This is a genomic window from Escherichia coli (assembly GCF_036503815.1).
Classification (GTDB): Bacteria; Pseudomonadota; Gammaproteobacteria; order Enterobacterales; family Enterobacteriaceae; genus Escherichia; species Escherichia coli_F.
The window spans coordinates 4,780,945-4,804,948 of record NZ_AP027764.1; the positions used below are offsets into that span (position 1 = coordinate 4,780,945).

20 protein-coding genes are annotated in these 24,004 nt (G+C 49.9%); 18 read left to right on the top strand and 2 right to left on the bottom strand.

Features of this window, described 5'->3' with window-relative positions; genetic code table 11:
* Positions 1-2: 2 nt before the first annotated feature.
* A complete protein-coding gene (yihV, locus tag AABJ99_RS22810; protein WP_039021509.1) occupies positions 3-899 on the bottom strand; it encodes a sulfofructose kinase in 897 nt (298 codons plus the stop codon).
* A gap of 167 nt (positions 900-1,066) precedes the next feature.
* Here yihV and yihU point away from each other — a divergent pair, with 167 nt between their 5' ends.
* From yihU to AABJ99_RS22885, 15 genes are all read left to right on the top strand, one after another.
* Positions 1,067-1,963 (top strand): sulfolactaldehyde 3-reductase, encoded by an 897-nt coding sequence (gene yihU, locus AABJ99_RS22815; protein WP_039021510.1) that lies wholly within the window; start codon positions 1,067-1,069, stop codon positions 1,961-1,963.
* Positions 1,964-1,986: 23 nt separating this feature from the next.
* On the top strand, positions 1,987-2,865 hold the full coding sequence (yihT, locus tag AABJ99_RS22820) for a sulfofructosephosphate aldolase (RefSeq protein WP_338387459.1): 879 nt from the start codon (positions 1,987-1,989) through the stop codon (positions 2,863-2,865).
* 15 nt (positions 2,866-2,880) lie between these two features.
* Entirely contained in the window at positions 2,881-4,122 is a 1,242-nt protein-coding gene (gene yihS / locus AABJ99_RS22825) for a sulfoquinovose isomerase (protein WP_338387460.1), read from the top strand.
* Positions 4,123-4,240: 118 nt separating this feature from the next.
* Positions 4,241-5,143, top strand: a complete 903-nt coding sequence (gene yihR, locus AABJ99_RS22830) for an aldose-1-epimerase (protein ID WP_039021512.1) — start codon at positions 4,241-4,243, stop codon at positions 5,141-5,143.
* A gap of 60 nt (positions 5,144-5,203) precedes the next feature.
* On the top strand, positions 5,204-6,079 hold the full coding sequence (locus AABJ99_RS22835) for a sulfite exporter TauE/SafE family protein (RefSeq protein WP_000345431.1): 876 nt from the start codon (positions 5,204-5,206) through the stop codon (positions 6,077-6,079).
* A gap of 107 nt (positions 6,080-6,186) precedes the next feature.
* Positions 6,187-8,223 (top strand): sulfoquinovosidase, encoded by a 2,037-nt coding sequence (gene yihQ / locus AABJ99_RS22840; protein WP_039021513.1) that lies wholly within the window; start codon positions 6,187-6,189, stop codon positions 8,221-8,223.
* 45 nt (positions 8,224-8,268) lie between these two features.
* The gene (gene yihP, locus AABJ99_RS22845) at positions 8,269-9,654 is read left to right on the top strand and encodes an MFS transporter (protein WP_039021514.1); all 1,386 of its coding nucleotides are present in this window, start codon (positions 8,269-8,271) and stop codon (positions 9,652-9,654) included.
* 40 nt (positions 9,655-9,694) lie between these two features.
* Positions 9,695-11,098, top strand: coding sequence for an MFS transporter (gene yihO, locus AABJ99_RS22850; RefSeq protein WP_001279685.1), 1,404 nt, complete (start codon positions 9,695-9,697; stop codon positions 11,096-11,098).
* A gap of 66 nt (positions 11,099-11,164) precedes the next feature.
* A complete protein-coding gene (gene ompL, locus AABJ99_RS22855; protein ID WP_311023750.1) occupies positions 11,165-11,857 on the top strand; it encodes a porin OmpL in 693 nt (230 codons plus the stop codon).
* A gap of 216 nt (positions 11,858-12,073) precedes the next feature.
* Positions 12,074-12,934 (top strand): STM4015 family protein, encoded by an 861-nt coding sequence (locus AABJ99_RS22860; protein ID WP_338387461.1) that lies wholly within the window; start codon positions 12,074-12,076, stop codon positions 12,932-12,934.
* Between the two features lie 60 nt (positions 12,935-12,994).
* A complete protein-coding gene (locus AABJ99_RS22865; protein ID WP_338387462.1) occupies positions 12,995-13,981 on the top strand; it encodes an STM4014 family protein in 987 nt (328 codons plus the stop codon).
* A complete protein-coding gene (locus tag AABJ99_RS22870; RefSeq protein WP_032304189.1) occupies positions 13,974-14,846 on the top strand; it encodes an STM4013/SEN3800 family hydrolase in 873 nt (290 codons plus the stop codon). Before AABJ99_RS22865 ends, AABJ99_RS22870 begins: the two co-directional genes overlap by 8 nt.
* Positions 14,839-16,077, top strand: coding sequence for an STM4012 family radical SAM protein (locus tag AABJ99_RS22875; protein WP_039021156.1), 1,239 nt, complete (start codon positions 14,839-14,841; stop codon positions 16,075-16,077). Before AABJ99_RS22870 ends, AABJ99_RS22875 begins: the two co-directional genes overlap by 8 nt.
* Positions 16,074-16,931: an STM4011 family radical SAM protein gene (locus AABJ99_RS22880; protein WP_039021157.1), complete on the top strand. Its 858-nt coding sequence runs from the start codon at positions 16,074-16,076 to the stop codon at positions 16,929-16,931. The genes AABJ99_RS22875 and AABJ99_RS22880 overlap by 4 nt, the downstream gene beginning before the upstream one ends.
* Positions 16,928-17,623: a Cof-type HAD-IIB family hydrolase gene (locus AABJ99_RS22885; RefSeq protein WP_039021158.1), complete on the top strand. Its 696-nt coding sequence runs from the start codon at positions 16,928-16,930 to the stop codon at positions 17,621-17,623. The genes AABJ99_RS22880 and AABJ99_RS22885 overlap by 4 nt, the downstream gene beginning before the upstream one ends.
* 90 nt (positions 17,624-17,713) lie before the next feature.
* Here AABJ99_RS22885 and typA read toward each other — a convergent pair whose 3' ends face one another.
* On the bottom strand, positions 17,714-19,537 hold the full coding sequence (gene typA / locus AABJ99_RS22890; RefSeq protein WP_000570668.1) for a ribosome-dependent GTPase TypA: 1,824 nt from the start codon (positions 19,535-19,537) through the stop codon (positions 17,714-17,716).
* A 372-nt stretch (positions 19,538-19,909) separates the two neighbouring features.
* Between typA and glnA the strand changes: the two genes are divergently transcribed.
* The 3 genes from glnA to glnG all read left to right on the top strand — a co-directional run bounded on the left by glnA (position 19,910) and on the right by glnG (position 23,964).
* The gene (gene glnA / locus AABJ99_RS22895; protein ID WP_001271704.1) at positions 19,910-21,319 is read left to right on the top strand and encodes a glutamate--ammonia ligase; all 1,410 of its coding nucleotides are present in this window, start codon (positions 19,910-19,912) and stop codon (positions 21,317-21,319) included.
* Positions 21,320-21,493: 174 nt separating this feature from the next.
* Complete coding sequence (gene glnL, locus AABJ99_RS22900; protein ID WP_000190577.1) at positions 21,494-22,543, top strand: nitrogen regulation protein NR(II); 1,050 nt, start codon at positions 21,494-21,496, stop codon at positions 22,541-22,543.
* 11 nt (positions 22,544-22,554) lie between these two features.
* Entirely contained in the window at positions 22,555-23,964 is a 1,410-nt protein-coding gene (gene glnG, locus AABJ99_RS22905; protein WP_001353709.1) for a nitrogen regulation protein NR(I), read from the top strand.
* Positions 23,965-24,004: the final 40 nt, after the last annotated feature.

The following is a 24,004-nucleotide window of genomic DNA, read 5'->3' on the forward strand; positions in this document are numbered from 1 at the left end:
TTTTATACAAAAAGTGACAAAAAAGATCGGGTTTGATCACAGTCAGGGATCCCGGCACGCCCACCGGGACGCGTGCATTTTAACGCCGCCACACCGCTGGCAAAGCGGACGGAATCCGCTAAATCTCCACCTGTTGCCAGCGCCACCGCCAATGCGCCGTGAAAAACATCGCCCGCACCGGTAGTATCTACCACATCAACTTTGAAAGCTGGCTGATGCTGTCGCCCGCCATTCTCCAGCCAGTCACAGCCTGCACTGCCCTGAGTAACATAGACATGTCCATTTGTGAGCGTTTGTGCCTGTTTTAGGGCACTCGCCATCTCTTTCACGCCCGTTAGCCGCGCCAGACCCGGTTCTGAAAAAGCAGCATGATCGCTTAACGCCACCAGCTCACTGATATCCTGCGGCGTAATATCACCGTCCAGCACGGTCATCACGCCCGCCTGCCGCGCCAGAGTGAAGGCTTTTTTCGCGCCGTCATGCCAGCGTACATCTGCCAGCACCACGTCCCACTGAGAGAAATCAATTTCCTCCAACCACTCTGCGTCAGGCAGCAGGTCCGGGCTGGGATAGTTAATGATGATTCGCTCTCCTTTGGCATCCACCATGATGGCGGATTGCGAAGATTTCGCCTGGTTATACCGTTTGGTGTAACGGGTGTTAACGCCCCAGGATTCCAGCTCTGCCAGCAGGCTGTTGCCCGTGTCGTCGTCACCGACGCGACCAATAAAATCGACCTGCGCACCCAGTCTGGCCGCCGCAACTGCTGCTGTAGCCGCTGGCCCGCCGCCAACTTCCGTATAATTTTTCGCCACGTATTTACCGCTCTCCGTCGGCAACCCTTCCACGTAATAGATGCGATCCATCACGGTAATTCCTACACAAGCAACACGAATCATGGTCATTCCTTAAGCATTTTGGGATGCGTTCATTTTAATTTCATCAATTGTTTAAAAAGTGACGGCTGTCAATTTTTTGACGATAAATTACAAATACGATCAAAAACAGACAAGAAAGACATGTCATAAATGACAAAAAGTGACATCACTGTATTCAGGAGAGGGTTATGGCAGCAATCGCGTTTATCGGTTTAGGGCAAATGGGTTCGCCAATGGCGAGCAATTTATTGCAGCAAGGGCATCAACTTTGCGTCTTCGATGTGAATGCCGAAGCCGTACAGCATCTGGTAGACAAAGGGGCGACTCCCGCTGCTAACCCAGCGCAGGCCGCTAAAGGTGCCGAATTTATCATTACCATGTTGCCGAATGGCGATCTGGTGCGTCACGTGTTGTTCGGTGAAAACGGTGTCTGTGAGAGCTTATCTTCCGATGCGCTGGTCATTGATATGTCGACCATCCACCCCCTGCAAACCGATAAATTGATTGCTGATATGCAGGTCAGAGGCTTCAGCATGATGGATGTTCCGGTTGGCCGTACTTCCGCAAATGCCATTACCGGTACTCTGTTACTGCTGGCTGGCGGCACCGCTGAACAAGTTGAACGTGCCACGCCGATCCTGATGGCAATGGGCAGTGAGTTGATCAACGCGGGCGGTCCGGGCATGGGGATCCGCGTTAAGCTCATCAACAACTATATGAGTATCGCGCTCAATGCGCTTTCGGCAGAAGCTGCCGTTTTGTGCGAAGCCCTCAATCTTCCCTTCGATGTTGCCGTCAAGGTAATGAGCGGTACTGCCGCCGGTAAAGGCCACTTCACCACTTCCTGGCCGAACAAAGTCCTCAGTGGAGATCTTTCTCCCGCCTTCATGATCGATCTTGCCCATAAGGATCTTGGCATCGCCCTCGATGTTGCCAACCAGTTGCATGTGCCGATGCCGCTGGGGGCCGCCTCACGGGAGGTTTATAGCCAGGCGCGCGCAGCAGGTCGCGGTCGCCAGGACTGGTCCGCCATTCTGGAGCAGGTCCGTGTCAGTGCCGGGATGACTGCCAAAGTAAAAATGTAACGACTGGATAAAGGAATAAATGAATGAATAAGTACACCATCAACGACATTACGCGCACATCGGGCGGTTTTGCCATGCTGGCAGTCGATCAGCGCGAAGCCATGCGCATGATGTTTGCCGCGGCTGGCGCACCCGCTCCAGTAGCCGATAGCGTTTTAACTGATTTCAAAGTTAACGCCGCGAAGACGCTTTCACCTTATGCATCGGCGATTCTGGTAGATCAACAATTCTGCTACCGCCAGGTGGTTGAGCAAAACGCGATTGCCAAAAGTTGCGCCATGATTGTCGCCGCCGATGAGTTCATCCCTGGCAACGGTATTCCGGTAGATAGCGTAGTCATTGACCGCAAAATCAACCCGCTACAAATCAAACAAGACGGCGGTAAAGCCTTAAAACTGCTGGTGCTGTGGCGTAGCGATGAAGATGCGCAGCAACGCCTGAATATGGTGAAAGAGTTCAACGAACTGTGCCATTCAAACGGTCTGGTGAGCATCATTGAGCCAGTCGTCCGCCCACCGCGTCGTGGCGATAAATTCGATCGCGAACAAGCGATCATCGATGCCGCTAAAGAGCTGGGCGACAGTGGCGCTGACCTCTACAAAGTTGAAATGCCGCTTTATGGCAAAGGTCCGCAACAAGAGCTTCTCAGTGCTTCACAACGTCTGAATGACCATATCAATATGCCGTGGGTGATCCTCTCATCCGGCGTCGACGAAAAACTGTTCCCGCGTGCCGTACGCGTGGCAATAACAGCAGGTGCATCGGGCTTCCTGGCTGGTCGTGCCGTCTGGGCATCGGTTGTCGGTTTACCGGACAACGAGCTGATGCTGCGTGACGTTTGCGCACCGAAATTACAACAACTTGGCGATATCGTCGACGAAATGATGGCTAAACGCCGTTAAGATGAGGATACAAAAATGAAATGGTTTAACACCTTAAGTCACAACCGTTGGCTGGAACAGGAAACCGATCGCATCTTTGATTTTGGTAAAAATTCCGTAGTACCGACTGGCTTTGGCTGGTTAGGCAATAAAGGGCAAATCAAAGAAGAGATGGGCACCCATCTGTGGATCACCGCCCGTATGTTGCACGTGTATTCCGTTGCTGCGGCGATGGGTCGACCTGGCGCTTACTCGTTGGTTGATCATGGTATCAAAGCCATGAACGGCGCACTGCGCGATAAAAAATATGGCGGCTGGTATGCCTGTGTCAATGACGAGGGCGTGGTGGATGCCTCCAAACAGGGCTATCAACATTTCTTTGCCCTGCTGGGTGCCGCCAGTGCCGTCACAACGGGTCACCCGGAAGCGCGTAAGCTGCTCGATTACACCATTGAAATTATCGAGAAATACTTCTGGAGCGAAGAAGAGCAGATGTGCCTGGAATCCTGGGACGAAGCCTTCAGCAAAACCGAAGAGTACCGCGGCGGCAATGCCAATATGCACGCGGTGGAAGCTTTCTTGATTGTTTATGACGTAACGCATGACAAAAAATGGCTGGATCGCGCGATTCGCGTGGCTTCCGTCATTATCCACGACGTCGCCAGAAATAATCATTATCGCGTTAACGAGCACTTCGATACCCAGTGGAATCCGCTGCCGGATTACAACAAAGATAACCCGGCGCACCGCTTCCGCGCATTCGGAGGCACGCCGGGCCACTGGATCGAATGGGGCCGTTTAATGCTGCATATCCACGCTGCCCTGGAAGCCCGTTGCGAACAACCTCCAGCATGGCTGCTAGAAGATGCCAAAGGTCTGTTCAACGCTACCGTGCGCGATGCCTGGGCGCCCGATGGTGCCGACGGGATTGTTTATACCGTTGACTGGGAAGGCAAACCGGTGCTCCGCGAACGTGTGCGTTGGCCTATCGTCGAAGCGATGGGTACAGCTTATGCGCTCTACACCGTTACCGGCGATCGCCAGTACGAAACCTGGTATCAGACATGGTGGGACTACTGCATTAAGTACCTGATGGACTACGAAAACGGTTCCTGGTGGCAGGAGCTGGATGCGGACAACAAGGTCACCACCAAAGTCTGGGACGGTAAACAGGATATTTACCACCTGCTGCATTGCCTGGTGATCCCACGTATCCCGTTAGCGCCAGGCCTGGCACCGGCTGTTGCGGCGGGTCTGCTGGACGTGAATGCCAAATAACTGACTGAAAACCCTAACCCTCTCCCCAAAGGGGAGAGGGGACCGCCCGGCGCAGTTTTTTGGTTTGACATCAGCCTCATGGGAGGCTGTATGCCGTTTTTTAATTAAGGTGCCTCGTATGCAAATCACCAACATGCATTGCAGTGGACAAACCGTTTCACTTGCCGCGGGGGATTATCACGCGACTATCGTGACGGTTGGTGCTGGTCTGGCTGAATTAACTTTTCAGGGTTGTCATTTAGTCATCCCGCACAAACCCGAAGAGATGCCGCTGGCGCATCTGGGTAAAGTGCTTATTCCGTGGCCGAACCGGATCGCCAACGGCTGTTACCGCTATCAGGGACAGGAATATCAGTTACCCATTAATGAACATAGTTCAAAAGCCGCTATTCACGGGCTGCTTGCCTGGCGAGACTGGCAAATTAGCGAATTAACCGCCACCAGCGTTACCCTGACAGCTTTTCTACCGCCCAGTTACGGCTATCCGTTTATGCTGGCTTCGCAGGTTGTTTATTCGCTCAATGCTCGCACGGGCCTTTCCGTTGAGATCGCAAGCCAGAATATTGGTACTGTGACCGCACCTTATGGTGTGGGTATTCATCCTTATTTAACCTGCAACTTAACATCTGTTGATGACTATCTTTTCCAGCTTCCGGCAGAACAGGTTTATGCCGTCGATGAGCACGCAAATCCGACAACGCTTCACCACGTTGATGAGCTGAATTTAAATTTCACGCGGGCGACAAAAATAGCCGCGACAAAAATAGACCATACCTTTAAAACCGCTAATGATCTGTGGGAAATGACCATTACCCATCCACAGCAGGCACTTTCGGTGAGTCTCTGTTCCGATCAACCCTGGGTGCAGGTTTATAGCGGCGAAAAATTACAGCGTCAGGGACTGGCAGTTGAACCTATGAGTTGCCCGCCTAACGCCTTTAATTCCGGCACCGATTTATTATTACTGGAACCAGGAAAAAAGCATCGACTGTTTTTTAATATTCACGGGCAGCACAATTAATTTCATTAAGAACAAAACGAGATCATTGTTTAGGGTTGTATTTACACAACAGGAAATATTATGGACTTTTTTACGTTATTTTCGCCAGATGGGGCCATGCTGGAAACAAACGTGGTATGTATCGTTATCGCGTTGATGTTTCTTTATACCTTTGTGGGGATATGCGCGGGATTTGGTGGCGGTTTAACCACCATGCCACTCGTCACGTTAATGCTCCCCGTAAAAATGGCAACACCACTTTCGGTAATTGTCGGCACCGCAACCGCCTTGTACGCCACCTGGCTATCACGCAAAGAAACGGATTGGCGCTCGGCAATGGTGCTGATTATTTTCTCATTTTTGGGAATACCCGTCGGTTTATATGCGCTGTCGTATTTACCCGACCATTTTATGAAAGTGGGCTTAGGTGGATTTCTTATCCTCTACTCCTTTTACAGCATGTTTATTCCTCGCTTGCCGATTTATGACCGTAACTGGATCGCCGCACCTATCGGCGCAGTAGCTGGCGCATTAGGCGCGGCGTTTTCAACCAACGGGCCGCCGATGGTTATCTACGGGATGCTGCGTAACTTAGGTCCGGCGGCATTTCGCGGCACACTGAACGCCTTCTTCACCGCAAACAACATCGCGGTGATCGGCGGGCTGGCGACCAGCGGAATTTTGACTGTTTCTATCTTTAAACTGGTGCTGTTTTGTATTCCCACCATGATCCTCGGTTCACTGATTGGACAATATGTGCATAAACGCATTTCGGTCAAAGTGTTTCGTGTGATGGTCTTTTTATTGTTGATTGCCTCCGGTTCTATGTTGATAAAAGGTGCGTTGGGAATTCCCGCCGCTGCCGCACTTCTGCCTCCGTTTACCTTGTTAGTTATACTGCAACTGGCATTTGGTAAAAAAGTGGCGGCAATCCGCCGAGCTGAAGAAAGTAAATAATCAGTTGCGCGGGTTTTAATTTATACCCGCACACATTCTTTGATTAATGAAACCTGTAATAACAGGATGGCATGAAATATTAGTTTTATACTCTATGGAGATTATTTATGGATACGCCACGCCCACAGTTATTAGATTTTCAATTTCATCAGAATAACGACAGTTTTACTCTACGTTTTCAAGACCGTCTTATTTTAATCCATAGCAAAGATAATCCTTGCTTATCGATTGGCTCAGGTATAGCGGATATCGATATGTTCCGCGGTAATTTCAGCATTAAAGATAAATTGCAGGAGAAGATTGCGCTCACCGACGCCATCGTCAGCCAGTCACCGGATGGCTGGTTAATCCATTTCAGCCGTGGTTCTGACATTAGCGCCACGCTGCGTATCTCTGCCGACGATCAGGGCCGTTTATTGCTGGAACTACAAAACGACAACCATCACCATAACCGCATCTGGCTGCGTCTCGCCGCACAACCAGAGGACCATATCTATGGCTGCGGCGAACAATTCTCCTACTTTGATCTGCGCGGCAAACCGTTCCCGCTATGGACCAGTGAACAAGGCGTTGGTCGCAACAAACAAACCTATGTCACCTGGCAGGCCGACTGCAAAGAGAACGCGGGCGGCGACTATTACTGGACCTTTTTCCCGCAGCCAACCTTTGTCAGCACGCAGAAGTATTACTGCCATGTCGATAACAGCTGCTATATGAACTTCGACTTTAGTGCCCCGGAATACCATGAACTGGCGCTGTGGGAAGACAAAGCAACGCTGCGTTTTGAATGTGCTGATACATACATCTCCCTGCTGGAAAAATTAACCGCACTGCTGGGACGTCAGCCAGAACTGCCCGACTGGATTTATGACGGGGTAACGCTCGGCATTCAGGGCGGGACAGATGTATGCCAGAAGAAACTGGATACCATGCGTAACGCGGGTGTGAAGGTCAACGGCATCTGGGCGCAGGACTGGTCCGGGATCCGTATGACCTCGTTTGGCAAACGTGTGATGTGGAACTGGAAGTGGAACAGTGAAAACTACCCACAGTTAGATTCCCGCATCAAGCAATGGAAAGAAGAAGGCGTGCAGTTCCTCGCCTACATCAACCCGTATGTTGCCAGCGATAAGGACCTCTGCGCCGAGGCGGCTTCACACGGCTATCTGGCAAAAGATGCCTCTGGCGGTGACTATCTGGTGGAGTTTGGTGAGTTTTATGGCGGCGTTGTCGATTTGACCAATCCTGAAGCCTATTCCTGGTTCAAAGAAGTCATCAAGAAAAACATGATCGAATTGGGCTGCGGCGGCTGGATGGCAGATTTTGGCGAATACTTGCCGACCGATACGTATCTGCACAACGGCGTCAGTGCCGAGATAATGCATAACGCCTGGCCCGCGCTGTGGGCGAAGTGTAACTACGAAGCCCTTGAAGAAACAGGCAAGCTCGGCGAGCTCCTCTTCTTTATGCGTGCCGGTTCTACCGGTAGCCAGAAATATTCCACCATGATGTGGGCGGGCGACCAGAACGTCGACTGGAGTCTGGACGATGGCCTGGCGTCGGTTGTTCCAGCGGCGCTCTCGCTGGCGATGACCGGGCATGGCCTGCATCACAGTGACATTGGCGGTTACACCACCCTGTTTGAGATGAAGCGCAGCAAAGAGCTGCTGCTGCGCTGGTGCGATTTCAGCGCCTTCACGCCGATGATGCGCACCCACGAAGGTAACCGTCCTGGCGACAACTGGCAGTTTGACGGCGACGCGGAAACCATCGCCCATTTTGCCCGTATGACCACCGTCTTCACCACCCTGAAACCTTACCTCAAAGACGCCGTCGCACAGAACGCGAAGTCCGGCCTGCCGGTTATGCGCCCGCTGTTCCTGCACTACGAAGACGATACACACACCTACACCCTGAAATATCAGTACCTGTTAGGCCGCGACATTCTGGTCGCTCCGGTGCATGAACAAGGCCGTAGCGACTGGACGCTCTATCTGCCGGAGGATAACTGGGTACATGCCTGGACGGGAGAAACCTTCCACGGTGGAGAAGTCACCGTTGAAGCGCCCATCGGTAAACCGCCGGTCTTTTATCGCGCCGACAGCGAATGGGCTGCACTGTTCGCCTCGTTAAAAAGCATCTAATCACGTCCGCCCGTGGGGAAACTCACGGGCACAGGGAGAACAACGATGAGTCACATCACAACGGAAGATCCGGCTACTTTACGCCTGCCCTTTAAAGAGAAACTCTCTTACGGTATCGGCGATCTGGCCTCTAACATCCTGCTGGATATCGGCACGCTTTATCTTTTGAAGTTTTATACCGACGTTCTGGGGCTGCCTGGTACCTATGGCGGCATTATCTTTTTGATTTCGAAGTTCTTTACTGCGTTTACCGATATGGGTACCGGCATCATGCTCGATTCCCGACGCAAGATCGGTCCAAAAGGTAAGTTCCGTCCTTTTATTCTGTATGCGTCATTCCCGGTCACCTTACTGGCGATCGCCAACTTTGTCGGCACACCGTTTGATGTCACCGGTAAAACGGTGATGGCCACTATCCTGTTTATGCTCTACGGGCTGTTTTTCAGCATGATGAACTGCTCTTATGGCGCAATGGTCCCCGCTATTACCAAAAACCCCAACGAACGCGCATCACTGGCGGCATGGCGTCAGGGTGGCGCTACATTGGGCCTGCTGCTTTGTACGGTGGGATTCGTGCCGGTTATGAATCTTATCGAGGGTAATCAGCAACTTGGCTATATCTTCGCCGCCACGCTGTTTTCACTGTTCGGCCTGCTGTTTATGTGGATCTGCTATTCGGGCGTGAAAGAGCGTTATGTCGAAACGCAACCTGCAAATCCGGCGCAAAAGCCAGGCCTGCTGCAATCTTTCCGTGCGATTGCCGGTAACCGCCCGCTGTTCATTTTGTGCATTGCTAACCTCTGTACCTTAGGGGCATTTAACGTCAAGCTCGCCATTCAGGTCTATTACACCCAGTACGTACTTAACGATCCCATCCTGTTGTCGTATATGGGATTTTTCAGCATGGGCTGTATTTTCATCGGCGTGTTCCTGATGCCTGGTGCAGTCAGACGTTTTGGTAAGAAGAAAGTCTATATCGGCGGTCTGCTGATTTGGGTGCTGGGCGATCTGCTCAACTATTTCTTCGGCGGCGGCTCGGTCAGCTTTGTGGCGTTCTCCTGCCTGGCGTTCTTCGGCTCAGCGTTTGTTAACAGCCTGAACTGGGCGCTGGTTTCTGACACCGTCGAGTACGGCGAGTGGCGCACCGGCGTTCGTTCGGAAGGAACGGTCTACACCGGCTTCACCTTCTTTCGCAAAGTGTCTCAGGCGCTGGCAGGTTTCTTCCCAGGCTGGATGCTGACGCAAATCGGCTATGTGCCAAACGTGGCGCAGGCTGACCATACCATCGAAGGTTTACGCCAGCTGATCTTCATCTACCCAAGCGCACTGGCGGTAGTCACCATTGTGGCGATGGGTTGCTTCTACAGTCTGAACGAGAAAATGTACGTCCGCATTGTTGAAGAAATAGAAGCCCGTAAACGCACGGCATAAATAATAAACAACGCCCTGCGGGGCGTTATAAGGAGTGATTATGTCTGACCATAATCCACTGACATTAAAACTGAATCTGCGGGAAAAAATCGCTTATGGCATGGGCGACGTCGGTTCGAATTTAATGCTTAGCATCGGCACTCTGTATCTCCTCAAATTTTATACCGATGAATTAGGGATGCCTGCTTACTATGGCGGGATTATCTTTCTGGTGGCGAAATTCTTTACCGCGTTTACCGATATGCTCACCGGATTTTTACTCGACTCGCGGAAAAATATTGGGCCTAAAGGCAAATTTCGTCCCTTTATTTTATATGCAGCGGTTCCGGCGGCGTTAATTGCAACGCTCCAGTTTATCGCCACCACTTTTAGTTTGCCGATTAAAACGACGATTGCCACCGCGCTGTTTATGATGTTTGGACTTTCATACAGTCTGATGAACTGCTCGTATGGCGCGATGATCCCAGCAATTACCAAAAACCCCAATGAGCGCGCGCAGCTTGCGGCTTACCGCCAGGGTGGTGCAACCATAGGGCTATTGATTTGTACCGTAGCATTTATTCCATTGCAGTCGCTTTTTTCTGACTCCACTGTCGGTTATGCCTGCGCGGCACTGATGTTCTCCATTGGTGGCTTTATTTTTATGATGCTGTGCTACAGAGGCGTCAAAGAGCATTATGTGGACACGACGCCAACCGGACATAAAGCCAGTATTCTCAAATCTTTTTGCGCGATATTTCGTAATCCGCCATTGCTGGTTTTATGCATTGCTAACCTGTGTACCCTGGCGGCATTTAATATCAAACTGGCAATTCAGGTCTATTACACCCAGTATGTGCTGAATGATATTAATTTATTGTCGTGGATGGGATTCTTCAGTATGGGATGCATCCTCATCGGCGTATTGCTGGTGCCATTAACTGTAAAATGTTTTGGTAAAAAACAGGTTTATTTAGCTGGCATGGTGCTGTGGGCGGTGGGGGATATCCTGAATTATTTCTGGGGCAGTAACTCTTTCACTTTCGTCATGTTCTCTTGTGTCGCCTTTTTTGGTACGGCCTTTGTAAACAGCCTGAACTGGGCGCTGGTACCGGATACCGTAGATTATGGTGAATGGAAAACAGGTATACGTGCCGAAGGTTCTGTTTATACCGGTTATACCTTCTTTCGTAAAATTTCAGCCGCACTTGCTGGCTTCTTGCCAGGCATTATGCTGACGCAAATCGGTTATGTTCCCAACATCGCGCAAAGCGATGCAACATTACAGGGTTTGCGTCAGCTCATTTTTATTTGGCCTTGTGCGCTGGCGATAATTGCTGCATTGACGATGGGATTCTTTTACACGCTCAATGAAAAACGTTTTGCGTTAATTATTGAGGACATCAACCAACGTAAAAATAAAGAGATTGAGACAAAAGAAAAAACTGCTTCCGTAACGTTATAAATGTCAATAGCCGCTATTTCCATCCTGATGGGTGGCGGCCCCCCTACGTAAAAAAATGGACTTATCATGAAAAAGATTAATGCAATAATTTTATTATCTTCTCTGACCTCTGCATCGGTATTCGCTGGCGCATATGTTGAAAACAGGGAGGCATATAATCTCGCCTCCGATCAGGCAGAAATTATGCTACGTGTAGGTTATAACTTCGATATGGGCGCGGGTATCATGTTAACCAATACCTATAATTTTCAGAGAGAAGATGAACTCAAACATGGCTATAATGAAATTGAAGGTTGGTATCCTTTATTTAAACCTACCGATAAGTTAACCATCCAGCCCGGTGGCTTAATTAATGACAAGAGTATCGGTTCTGGTGGTGCTGTTTATCTGGATGTTAACTACAAATTTAGTCCGTGGTTTAACCTGACGGTGCGTAATCGCTATAACCATAATAATTACAGCTCTACAGATTTGAACGGGGAACTGGATAATAATGACACCTATGAAATTGGTACCTACTGGAATTTTAAAATCACCGATAAATTCTCCTATACATTTGAGCCACATTATTTTATGCGCGTAAATGACTTTAATAGCAGCAATGGAAAAGATCATCATTGGGAAATCACTAATACCTTCCGTTACCGTATTAATGAACACTGGCTGCCTTATTTCGAATTACGCTGGTTAGACCGCAACGTCGAGCCGTACCACCGCGAGCAAAACCAGATTCGTATCGGAACGAAGTATTTCTTCTGATGTGAAAATGTAAAAATCCGCTTAGCATGAACTGTCCAACTTTAGGGGGGGCAGTCCAAAAATTTGAGCGGCTTTTTACCCAAACATTCACAATATAAATAACTTCACATAATTATATAATTGTACTGATTATAAAATATTCCTCATCCTCTCTATCAAAGCCATTGACTACCCGGTAAGATCTTTTCCACTGCAACACCCACAAGGAATGAGAAAATGGAAAAGAAATTTTTTATGGATTGGGATTGGGATGAGGATGATGAAACCCAGCAAGAAGAATTTATCAATAATATTTTAGCCGATGAAGACCTGCCCAACATTCGCTCTCTGATTATTGGCAGTTGGGGTGAATGCTGGGATGAGGGAAGTAGCCAACCGATAATCGACATGTTTGCTGAACATGCGGAACGCTTTGCTCATCTTGAGTCCCTGTTTATCGGCGATATGGAAAGCGAAGAGTGTGAGATTTCATGGATCCAACAAGGCGATTATTCCCGTCTGTATGCTGCGCTGCCGAACCTGAAAAAGTTGACGATTAAAGGTACTCAGGGCCTGGAACTGGGAGAAATCGCTCACGACAAACTGGAGCATTTGGAAATCATCTCTGGCGGTACGCCATGTGGCGTGTTCGCGTCATTGCAAAACTCTCAGCTGCCTGCGTTAAAAACACTTATCGTTTATATTGGCGTTGAGGATTATGGTTTTGATGCATCGATGGATATCGTGATGAATCTGGCGTCGAAATCTCTCTTCCCGAGCCTGACACATCTTGGCCTGGTTAACAGTAAAGCACAGAACGAAATCGCCCGCCGCGTACTGGAGAGCGATATTCTTCCACAACTGGAAGTGCTGGAACTCTCTTGGGGTACACTCACCGACGAAGGTGCAGAGCATCTTCTCAAACATGCCGATCGCCTTAGCCATCTGAAACTGCTGGATTTGCAGCATCATTACCTGACAGAAAAAATGCAGGAAAAATTGCAGAAAACGCTACCGATCGAAGTGGATGCCTCATACAGAAATAAACCGCGTACTTATAGTGATAGAGTTTATATGACTCCCATGTTTACCGAATAAACTGCCTATAACAGGAGATGGTAACATCTCCTGTTATTTATCACAGAAAAGGAATTCTTCGTGATTACGTTAATTGGTCATCCTGAAAGCAAACGCACATTTTATTTTTGCCAGGCAGCGTCACGCTTACAGGAACCTATCAACGTGGTAAGCTATGATCAAGCGCTTACCCTGCCCTTAAATAAAGGCATGGTAAAAATTGATCCCCCCTTACATCAGGAAACAGATATTCGCTTAATTAATACAGTTAGCCAAAACTATATTAGTTTTTTACAAAAAATGGCTACCAGAAGGGAAATCCATTTTATTAACTCACCAAAAGGTATTATTCATCTTCTGGATAAACGCCATTGTAAACACCGATTAATCGAGCACGCGATCCCGACACCGCCAATATTAGCGGATGATGTCCGTAGCAACGATCAACTGATCGCCTGTATGCGCAACGAGAAGGTTTATCGCGTGTTTATTAAGCCGAATTTCGGATCAGGGGCCGCTGGGGTGCTGGCATTGAGTTTACATCCCGGCGATAACCGTCAGGTGCTTTATTGCGCCATCCAGGTTGCAGGTAACAGGCTGGTGAACAGTAAACACATTATCCGCTATGAAAACAGCGATGATATTACGTTGATTGTGAATACTATTTTGCAACAAGACAATATTATCGAACGCTGGCTGGCAAAAGCCAGGGTGGGCAATAAAAACTACGATTTACGCATAGTGTACGTTAATGGCGAAATCGTCTGGCGGGTTGTCAGAACATCATCACAGCCGATCACCAATTTGCATTTACAAAATGAAGCTATCCGTTTTGCCGATCTTAATTTATCCGCAGAAAAAGTAGCTGAAATTGATACGCTTTGTCTCAACGCCATGAACCTCTATCCGGACGTACACATTGCCGGGCTTGACGTATTACTCACGCAAAATTTAACACCCTATATTATCGAAATTAACGGCCAGGGCGATCTTATTTATCAGGACACCTGCGAAAAAAACAAAATTTATCAACGCCAGATTCAGGTAATGAGAGAACATCATGTATAACGTAACAGACGAAGTACCGGAAAATACCCGCACGGCAATCCATTCCTGCGATGGCGAAATCAATCTGAATGATTTAATTGCCAGGGAAGCCAATATCCTGTTTGTGGTGCTTGATTCCCTGCGTTTTGATATTGCGTTTCAGGAACAAGAGGCGGGAAATACACCAAATATTAACCGCTATGGTCGCTGGATAAAGTGTGAAGCCGCTGGCAATTTTACCTGGCCTTCGCATCATTCGATGTTCTCTGGTTTTATGCCTAAGCCGCTGGAAGCTGCACCTGGTCATTCAATGCTCTTTTTCCCGAAAGATATTGGTTTAGGTCGTTTAGGGCCAAAAAATGCGTTCGCGTTCAGCGAAGAGACGTGGATTAAAGGGCTGGAAAACAAAGGTTACCGCACTATCTGCGTGGGTGGCGTCTCCTTTTTTAATAACCGCTCAGGGATGGGAAAAGTGTTCCCGGCGATGTTTAAAGAGAGTTACTGGTATCCTAATTTCTCCTGCACGGTGAAAGAGAGCATGGATAATCAGCTCACCTTAATTAACAAAAAGGTGAACGCTGAACAGCCGCTGATGATGTATATCAATATCGACACCATTCATTATCCGAATCATTTTTATATTGAAAATGCCAAACCTGGCGATACGGTAGAAACTCACGCCGCTGCCCTGCATTATATTGATGCCAGAATCGAAAAACTTTTCGATATCTTTCGGCAAACCGGGCGGGAGACGTTAGTTATTCTCTGTTCCGATCATGGCACCTGCTACGGGGAAGACGGTAAATATTTCCACAGTTTTAACCATCCGATTGTGAATACCGTACCCTATTTTCACTTTGTGTTAGACGGCAAAGACCATGAATAATGAATCGATTTATCAGCAATATATGTACAGTTACCCGCATAAGACCGCTTATCGGGAATTAAACAATATTGCTTTTGCGGATGTGAAATCGCGTATTTACGAGCATAAAACACATCTCTATATTCATATGCCTTTTTGCCAGAGCCGCTGCGGGTTTTGTAATCTCTTTACCTGCACGGGGGCAGACAATGCCTTTATCGACAACTACATAGAAGCAATTATTATCCAGGCCCGGCAAATGCAACTTGCGCCTGTAGACTGGGCCAGTTTTACCATTGGCGGCGGTACGCCACTACTGCTTAATACCGGGCAACTGTCACGGTTGTTTTGCGGGGTGTTTGATGAATTACAGGTCGATACGCAGATTTTTAAGGCAATTGAAACATCGCCTTCCGATACCACCGCCGAAAAGGTCGCGTTATTGCGCCAGCTTGCGGTAAGCCGCGTCAGTATTGGTGTTCAGAGTTTTAACGATCTGGAACTTGCCACATTACACCGCCGCCATAGCGCGGTAAATGCCCATCGGGCGCTGGGGCTACTGCGCAGGGGTAATTTCCCGATAATCAATATTGATATTATTTACGGTATTCCTGGTCAAACAGCCGCAAGTTTAATGGCGTCGCTTAATCAGGCATTAGATTATCAGCCTGACGAACTTTTTTTGTACCCGCTGTATAACATGCCGCGCCAGCCGGATATGTATAGCCTCTATATTGAAGCCCGCGATCGCTTATTGCATGAAGGTTATACGCAAACGTCAATGCGCCGTTTTGTGCGGGTAAATAATGATTCGGCGGCTGAAAGTTGTGGCTTTGAAAATTCGCTGGCGCTTGGCGCGGGCGGGCGCAGTTATCTTGGCAATTTACATTACTGCACGCCGTGGTCGCAAAACCAGCCCGCATCGCGGCAAATTGTCACGGATTTTATCGCCCGACCAGATAAGACCCAAATTAACCACGGCTATGTACTTTCACAAGCAGAAATGAAGCGGCGTTTTATTATCAAGAATCTCTTTTTCTATAAGGGGCTTTCGTTACGGGATTATCAGCATCAGTTCTTCTCTGAGGTATTAAGCGATTTTCCCCTGCTGGGAGATTTCATCAAACAAGATTACTGCCACCAGCAGGATAATCGTATTCTGCTCACCGCGCAGGGTTTAGCGCTTTCGGACCAGCTTGGCCCGCTGTTTATCTCCCCGGAAGTTCGCAGGCTGGAGACGCATAAACGATGACGCTCAAGCAGATCCAGACGCTGATTTATCGCGGCGAGATAAAGTCGTGTAATTATCGCTGTGGTTATTGCCCTTTTCATAAACAAGACCGCAATGATAAACAGCAGGATGAAGCGGCATTATGGCGCATGGTTGAACATTTACCGGCGCTGGGTTCACCATTAAATGTATTTATTACGCCCTACGGCGAAGCATTGCGTTATCGTTATTATATGGCGGCGATGGTGGAAATCAGCCGCTATTCCCATGTGCAGGCGGTGGGTATTCAGACCAACGCCTCGTTTAATTTATCCTCGTTGATAGCGACTATTCAGGATAATCAGGGGGATCTGGCAAAGCTGCGGCTATGGTGTTCGTTTCATCCTTCCCAGGTTAGTAAAGAAGTTTTCCTTAAACAAATACTGGCAATTAAGGACGCGGGGATTACTTGTTCTGTGGGGGCCGTTGCCAGCGTAGACAACTACGACACATTCCAGTGGTTACGCGCGCATCTTCCTGCCGATATCTATTTCTGGCTAAACGCCAATGAGCGCGATAAAAGGCCCACCAGCGACGAAAGAAATAGCCAGTTTCAGTTGCTGGACCCGCTTTATCATCTGGAAACCAGCCTCTGGCCTGCGAATGTCGAGTTTTGTATCGGCGGCAAAAAGAGCGTGTTTATGAATGCTGATGGCGATCTCTTCGCCTGTAATATCAGCAAAATTAAAATCGGCAATTTATATCAGCAGCAACTTTCATCTCCAGCCTGTATGGCCCGGCAGTGCCACTGTTATCTGGCTTATCATCTGCGTCAGGATATTCCGGCCCTCTCACAATTTGATGCTGAACGCTGCTTTCGGATCTTCTCGTTATGATCTGCCGGTTAATCGCGCTCGATTTAGACGGCACATTGCTGAACAGCAAGAAAATGATTTCCCCTGCGTCTGTTTCGGCACTGCAAAGCGCGCAACAGGCAGGTGTGAAGATTATCCTCGCCACCGGACGTTCGCACAGCGAAGCCCTGCCTTATTATCAGCAATTGCAGTTAACCGAGCCGATGATTTGCTGTAACGGCAGTTATCTTTATCATCCACGACAGCGGCAAATATTGCGTCCGCTGCCGCTGGATACCCAAAAGGTGGAACAGCTACGACGCTGGTTTTCACAACAAATATTGCAGCCAAATATTTATACGTACAATGATTTTGTTTTGCAGATTAGCCTGGTGCACCGCAAGGCTTCGTTATTGCGCCAGACAGAGGAATTTGCCCGGCAAGAATTATCGCTGGCCTGTAGCTGGTCCTGGCATCATCAACTGGATATTACTCAGGCGGGGTGCGATAAAGGCAAAAGTCTGCTCTGGTATGCCCAGCAGCAAAATATCGCGCTGGATGAAATTATTGCCTTTGGCGACAACGATAATGATGCGGGAATGTTGCAGATGGTTGGGAAAGGTATTGCGATGGGCAATGGCAGCGTTCTGGCAAAAGCCTGCGCTGACTGCGTTATCGGTCACAACAACACAGATGCTATTGCGGATTTTCTTGATGCACAGGGTTTCAGATGACGCCTGATGCGATGCTTGCGCATCTTATCAGGCCTACAAAAGCAAAAAACCTGCCATCGCTGGCAGGTTTTTTATGACTAAAAAACGAAATTAATCGTCTTTCGGTGCGCGGTTGGCGCGACGACGATCGTTTTCCGTCAGGTGACGTTTACGAATACGGATAGAGGTCGGAGTCACTTCTACCAGTTCGTCATCATCGATGAACTCCAGAGCTTGTTCCAGAGTCATGCGGATAGGCGGAACCAGAACAACGGCTTCGTCAGTACCGGAAGCACGCATGTTGGTCAGTTTCTTACCGGTCAGGCAGTTTACAGTCAGGTCGTTAGAGCGGCTGTGAATACCGATAATCTGACCTTCGTAAACTTCTGCACCGTGACCGAGGAACAGCTTACCACGGTCCTGCAGACCGAACAGCGCGAACGCTACCGCTTTACCCTGACCGTTAGAGATCAGTACGCCGTTCTGACGCTGACCCACTTCACCCGGACGTACGTCGTCATAGTGGCTGAAGGTGGAGTACAACAGACCCGTACCAGAGGTCATGGTCATGAACTCAGAACGGAAGCCAATCAGACCACGGCTTGGGATCACGTAGTCGAGACGTACGCGGCCTTTACCGTCTGGATTCATGTTTTTCAGGTCGCCTTTACGTTCGCCCAGCGCCTGCATTACAGAACCCTGATGCTGTTCTTCAACGTCCAGAGTCACGTTTTCATACGGCTCTTGTTTACGACCGTCGATTTCACGGAAGATAACTTTCGGACGGGATACCGCCAGTTCGAAACCTTCACGACGCATGTTTTCGATCAGAACAGACAGGTGCAGTTCGCCACGACCAGAAACGCGGAACGCATCGGCGTCTTCAGTTTCTTCTACGCGCAGCGCAACGTTGTGTACCAGTTCTTTGTTCAGACGATCCAGAATCTGACGAGACGTTACGAACTTACCTTCTTTACCGCAGAACGGTGAGGTGTTAACGCAGAAGAACATAGAAACGGTCGGCTCATCAACGGAGAGTGCCGGCAGCGCTTCAACGTTTTGCGTGTCGCAAACGGTGTCGGAAATGTTCAGTTCGCCCAGGCCCGTGATCGCCACGATATCGCCAGCTTCCGCCAGATCGGTTTCGATACGTTCCAGACCGAGGTGGCCCAGCACTTTACCGACTTTCGCGTTGCGGGTTTTGCCTTCGCTATCGATGATAGTAACTTGCTGGTTCGGCTTCACTTTACCGCGCTTGATGCGGCCAATGCCGATAACGCCAACATAGCTGTTGTAATCGAGCTGAGAAATCTGCATCTGGAACGGACCGTCAAGGTCAACGTCCGGCGCAGGAACGTGGTCAACAATTGCCTGATACAGCGGGGTCATGTCTTCCGCCATATCTTCGTGGTCCAGACCCGCGATACCGTTCAGCGCAGAAGCGTAAACGATCGGGAAGTCCAGCTGCTCGTCAGTCGCGTCGAGGTTAACGAACAGGTCGAATACCTGATCCACAACCCAGTCAGGACGCGCGCCAGGGCGGTCAACTTTGTTGATAACAACAATTGGCTTCAGGCCGTAAGCAAACGCTTTTTTGGTTACGAAGCGCGTTTGCGGCATCGGGCCGTCAAATGCGTCAACCACCAGCAGCACTGAGTCTACCATGGACATTACACGTTCAACTTCACCACCGAAGTCGGCGTGCCCCGGGGTATCAACGATGTTGATACGGTAATCATTCCATTTGATAGCGGTGTTTTTCGCGAGGATGGTAATCCCACGCTCTTTCTCCAAATCGTTGGAGTCCATCACGCGCTCTTGGGTTTCGGCACGAGAGTCGAACGTACCGGATTGTTGGAGCAGCTTGTCTACCAGGGTGGTTTTACCATGGTCTACGTGCGCGATGATGGCGATATTACGCAATTTTTCGATCACAACTTTGCCTCAGGCATTAGAAATAGCGCGTTATTGTACACGGATTAATCGCACTACAAAACAGGATCACAAACATCCTCCGCAAACAAGTATTGCAGAGTCCCTTTGTGATCGCTTTCACGGAGCATAAAAAGGGTTATCCAAAGGTCATTGCACCAATATGGTGCTTAATGTTTCCATTGAAGCACTATATTGGTGCAACATTAACATCGTGGTGCAGCCCTTTTGCACGATGGTGCGCATGATAACGCCTTTTAGGGGCAATTTAAAAGTTGGCACAGATTTCGCTTTATCTTTTTTACGGCGACACGGCCAAAATAATTGCAGATTTCGTTACCACGACGACCATGACCAATCCAGGAGAGTTAAAGTATGTCCGCTGAACACGTACTGACGATGCTGAACGAGCACGAAGTGAAGTTTGTTGATTTGCGCTTCACCGATACTAAAGGTAAAGAACAGCACGTCACTATCCCTGCTCATCAGGTGAATGCTGAATTCTTCGAAGAAGGCAAAATGTTTGACGGCTCCTCGATTGGCGGCTGGAAAGGCATTAACGAATCCGACATGGTGCTGATGCCAGACGCATCCACAGCAGTGATTGACCCGTTCTTCGCGGACTCTACCCTGATTATCCGTTGCGATATCCTTGAACCAGGCACCCTGCAAGGCTATGACCGTGACCCGCGTTCCATCGCGAAGCGCGCTGAAGATTACCTGCGTTCTACTGGCATTGCCGACACCGTACTGTTCGGGCCAGAACCTGAATTCTTCCTGTTCGATGACATCCGTTTCGGCGCGTCTATCTCCGGTTCTCATGTTGCCATCGACGATATCGAAGGTGCATGGAACTCCTCCACCAAATATGAAGGTGGTAACAAAGGTCACCGTCCGGCAGTGAAAGGCGGTTACTTCCCGGTTCCGCCGGTAGACTCTGCGCAGGATATCCGTTCTGAAATGTGTCTGGTGATGGAACAGATGGGTCTGGTGGTTGAAGCCCATCACCACGAAGTAGCGACTGCTGGTCAGAACGAAGTGGCTACCCGCTTCAATACCATGACCAAAAAAGCTGACGAAATTCAGATCTACAAATATGTTGTGCACAACGTAGCGCACCGCTTCGGTAAAACCGCGACCTTTATGCCAAAACCGATGTTCGGTGATAACGGCTCCGGTATGCACTGCCACATGTCGCTGTCTAAAAACGGCGTTAACCTGTTCGCAGGCGACAAATACGCAGGTCTGTCTGAGCAGGCGCTGTACTACATTGGCGGTGTAATCAAACACGCTAAAGCGATTAACGCCCTGGCAAACCCGACCACCAACTCTTACAAGCGTCTGGTCCCGGGCTACGAAGCACCAGTAATGCTGGCTTACTCTGCGCGTAACCGTTCTGCGTCTATCCGTATTCCAGTGGTTTCTTCTCCGAAAGCACGTCGTATCGAAGTCCGTTTCCCGGACCCAGCGGCTAACCCGTACCTGTGCTTTGCTGCCCTGCTGATGGCCGGTCTTGATGGCATCAAGAACAAGATCCACCCAGGCGAAGCCATGGACAAAAACCTGTATGACCTGCCGCCAGAAGAAGCGAAAGAGATCCCACAGGTTGCAGGCTCTCTGGAAGAAGCACTGAACGAACTGGATCTGGACCGCGAGTTCCTGAAAGCCGGTGGCGTGTTCACTGACGAAGCCATTGATGCGTACATCGCTCTGCGTCGCGAAGAAAATGACCGCGTGCGTATGACTCCGCATCCGGTAGAGTTTGAGCTGTACTACAGCGTCTAATAGTTGAAGTTGTACTACCCGGTGCTAAGAAGGCCGGGATTTAGTTGCCGTGGAAACTTTCAGCCCATCTCTGCATGGGCTTTTTTCTCCGTAACTTCTTTGATGCTTCGCGCTTTTTATCCGTAAAAAGCTATAATGCACTAAAATGGTGCAACCTGTTCAGGAGACTGCTTTATGGCAACAGGCACGCAGCCCGATGCTGGGCAGATCCTCAACTCGCTGATTAACAGTATTTTGTTAATTGATGACAACCTGGCGATCCATTACGCCAACCCCGCCGCGCAACAACTACTCGCCCAAAGCTCCCGCAAATTGTTTGGTACGCCGTTACCGGAACTGTTGAGCTACTTCTCATTAAATATCGAGCTGATGCAAGAAAGTCTGGAGGCGGGGCAAGGTTTTACCGATAACGAAGTGACGCTGGTGATCGACGGGCGCTCGCATATCCTTTCTGTGACGGCCCAGCGTATGCCGGACGGCATGATCCTGCTGGAGATGGCACCGATGGATAACCAGCGCCGATTAAGTCAGGAACAGCTACAGCACGCCCAGCAGGTTGCTGCCCGTGATTTAGTGCGCGGCCTGGCACATGAGATTAAAAATCCGCTTGGCGGTTTACGTGGCGCGGCCCAGTTGCTCAGCAAAGCATTACCTGACCCGTCACTGCTGGAATATACCAAAGTGATTATTGAACAGGCGGATCGGTTGCGAAATCTGGTCGACCGTCTGTTGGGGCCGCAACTGCCCGGTACGCGCGTTACCGAAAGTATTCACAAAGTGGCTGAACGCGTGGTGACGCTGGTGTCGATGGAACTGCCGGACAACGTGCGGTTGATTCGTGATTACGACCCCAGCCTGCCGGAACTGGCGCACGACCCGGATCAAATTGAACAGGTATTGCTGAATATTGTGCGCAATGCGCTACAGGCGCTGGGGCCGGAAGGTGGTGAAATCATTCTGCGTACCCGCACCGCGTTTCAACTGACCTTACACGGCGAGCGCTATCGGCTGGCAGCGCGGATTGATGTGGAAGATAACGGGCCAGGCATTCCGCCTCATTTGCAGGATACGCTGTTTTACCCGATGGTCAGCGGCCGCGAAGGTGGCACCGGGCTTGGCTTATCCATCGCCCGTAATTTGATTGATCAGCATTCAGGCAAAATTGAATTTACCAGTTGGCCAGGTCATACCGAGTTCTCGGTTTACCTGCCTATCAGGAAATAAAGGTGACGTTTATGCAACGAGGGATAGTCTGGGTAGTCGATGACGATAGTTCCATCCGTTGGGTGCTTGAACGTGCGCTCGCTGGAGCGGGTTTAACCTGTACGACATTTGAGAACGGCGCGGAAGTACTGGAGGCGCTGGCGAGCAAAACGCCGGATGTGCTGCTTTCAGATATCCGTATGCCGGGAATGGACGGGCTTGCGCTGCTCAAGCAGATTAAACAGCGCCATCCGATGCTTCCGGTCATCATTATGACCGCACATTCCGATCTGGATGCTGCCGTCAGCGCCTATCAACAAGGGGCGTTTGATTATCTGCCCAAACCGTTTGATATCGACGAAGCCGTGGCGCTGGTTGAGCGCGCCATCAGCCATTATCAGGAACAGCAGCAACCGCGTAATGTTCAGCTTAACGGCCCGACGACCGATATCATCGGCGAAGCGCCAGCCATGCAGGACGTGTTCCGGATTATCGGTCGGCTTTCACGTTCTTCTATTAGCGTGCTGATTAACGGCGAATCCGGCACCGGTAAAGAACTGGTCGCTCATGCCCTGCATCGCCACAGTCCTCGAGCCAAAGCGCCGTTTATCGCGCTGAATATGGCGGCTATCCCGAAGGATTTGATCGAATCAGAACTGTTCGGTCACGAGAAAGGCGCGTTTACCGGCGCGAATACTATTCGTCAGGGGCGTTTTGAACAGGCCGATGGCGGCACTTTATTCCTCGATGAAATTGGCGATATGCCGCTCGATGTGCAGACGCGTTTGCTGCGCGTGCTGGCAGACGGTCAGTTTTATCGCGTTGGCGGCTATGCGCCGGTGAAAGTGGATGTGCGGATTATCGCTGCAACCCACCAGAATCTCGAACAGCGGGTACAGGAAGGCAAGTTCCGTGAGGATTTGTTCCACCGCCTGAACGTTATCCGCGTTCATCTGCCGCCGCTGCGCGAGCGTCGGGAAGATATTCCCCGTCTGGCGCGCCATTTCCTGCAGGTTGCCGCGCGCGAACTGGGCGTAGAAGCGAAGTTGCTGCATCCGGAAACCGAAGCCGCGCTGACGCGTCTGGCGTGGCCGGGTAACGTACGCCAGCTGGAAAACACCTGTCGCTGGCTAACGGTGATGGCCGCCGGGCAGGAAGTGTTGATTCAGGATTTGCCTGGCGAACTGTTTGAATCAACCGTAGCGGAAAGCCCTTCGCAATTACAGCCGGACAGTTGGGCAACGCTGTTAGCGCAGTGGGCAGACAGAGCGCTGCGTTCCGGTCATCAAAATCTGCTTTCCGAAGCGCAGCCTGAGCTGGAGCGGACGTTACTGACGACCGCGTTGCGACATACGCAAGGGCATAAACAGGAAGCGGCGCGGCTACTCGGCTGGGGGCGTAACACTCTGACGCGGAAGTTAAAAGAGCTGGGGATGGAGTGATTCACGGCTTGTGTGTAAAGATTGATTATTGAGCGCAAAT

Bases quoted from the DNA above. Each gene is read 5' to 3' on its own strand.
- yihV (WP_039021509.1), bottom strand. From the start codon at position 899: ATGATTCGTGTTGCTTGTGTAGGAATTACCGTGATGGATCGCATCTAT.
- yihT (WP_338387459.1), top strand. From the start codon at position 1,987: ATGAATAAGTACACCATCAACGACATTACGCGCACATCGGGCGGTTTT.
- AABJ99_RS22885 (WP_039021158.1), top strand. From the start codon at position 16,928: ATGATCTGCCGGTTAATCGCGCTCGATTTAGACGGCACATTGCTGAAC.
- AABJ99_RS22875 (WP_039021156.1), top strand. From the start codon at position 14,839: ATGAATAATGAATCGATTTATCAGCAATATATGTACAGTTACCCGCAT.
- yihS (WP_338387460.1), top strand. From the start codon at position 2,881: ATGAAATGGTTTAACACCTTAAGTCACAACCGTTGGCTGGAACAGGAA.
- glnL (WP_000190577.1), top strand. From the start codon at position 21,494: ATGGCAACAGGCACGCAGCCCGATGCTGGGCAGATCCTCAACTCGCTG.
- AABJ99_RS22860 (WP_338387461.1), top strand. From the start codon at position 12,074: ATGGAAAAGAAATTTTTTATGGATTGGGATTGGGATGAGGATGATGAA.
- glnG (WP_001353709.1), top strand. From the start codon at position 22,555: ATGCAACGAGGGATAGTCTGGGTAGTCGATGACGATAGTTCCATCCGT.
- AABJ99_RS22880 (WP_039021157.1), top strand. From the start codon at position 16,074: ATGACGCTCAAGCAGATCCAGACGCTGATTTATCGCGGCGAGATAAAG.
- yihU (WP_039021510.1), top strand. From the start codon at position 1,067: ATGGCAGCAATCGCGTTTATCGGTTTAGGGCAAATGGGTTCGCCAATG.
- yihR (WP_039021512.1), top strand. From the start codon at position 4,241: ATGCAAATCACCAACATGCATTGCAGTGGACAAACCGTTTCACTTGCC.
- glnA (WP_001271704.1), top strand. From the start codon at position 19,910: ATGTCCGCTGAACACGTACTGACGATGCTGAACGAGCACGAAGTGAAG.
- yihQ (WP_039021513.1), top strand. From the start codon at position 6,187: ATGGATACGCCACGCCCACAGTTATTAGATTTTCAATTTCATCAGAAT.
- yihP (WP_039021514.1), top strand. From the start codon at position 8,269: ATGAGTCACATCACAACGGAAGATCCGGCTACTTTACGCCTGCCCTTT.
- AABJ99_RS22835 (WP_000345431.1), top strand. From the start codon at position 5,204: ATGGACTTTTTTACGTTATTTTCGCCAGATGGGGCCATGCTGGAAACA.
- yihO (WP_001279685.1), top strand. From the start codon at position 9,695: ATGTCTGACCATAATCCACTGACATTAAAACTGAATCTGCGGGAAAAA.
- ompL (WP_311023750.1), top strand. From the start codon at position 11,165: ATGAAAAAGATTAATGCAATAATTTTATTATCTTCTCTGACCTCTGCA.
- AABJ99_RS22870 (WP_032304189.1), top strand. From the start codon at position 13,974: ATGTATAACGTAACAGACGAAGTACCGGAAAATACCCGCACGGCAATC.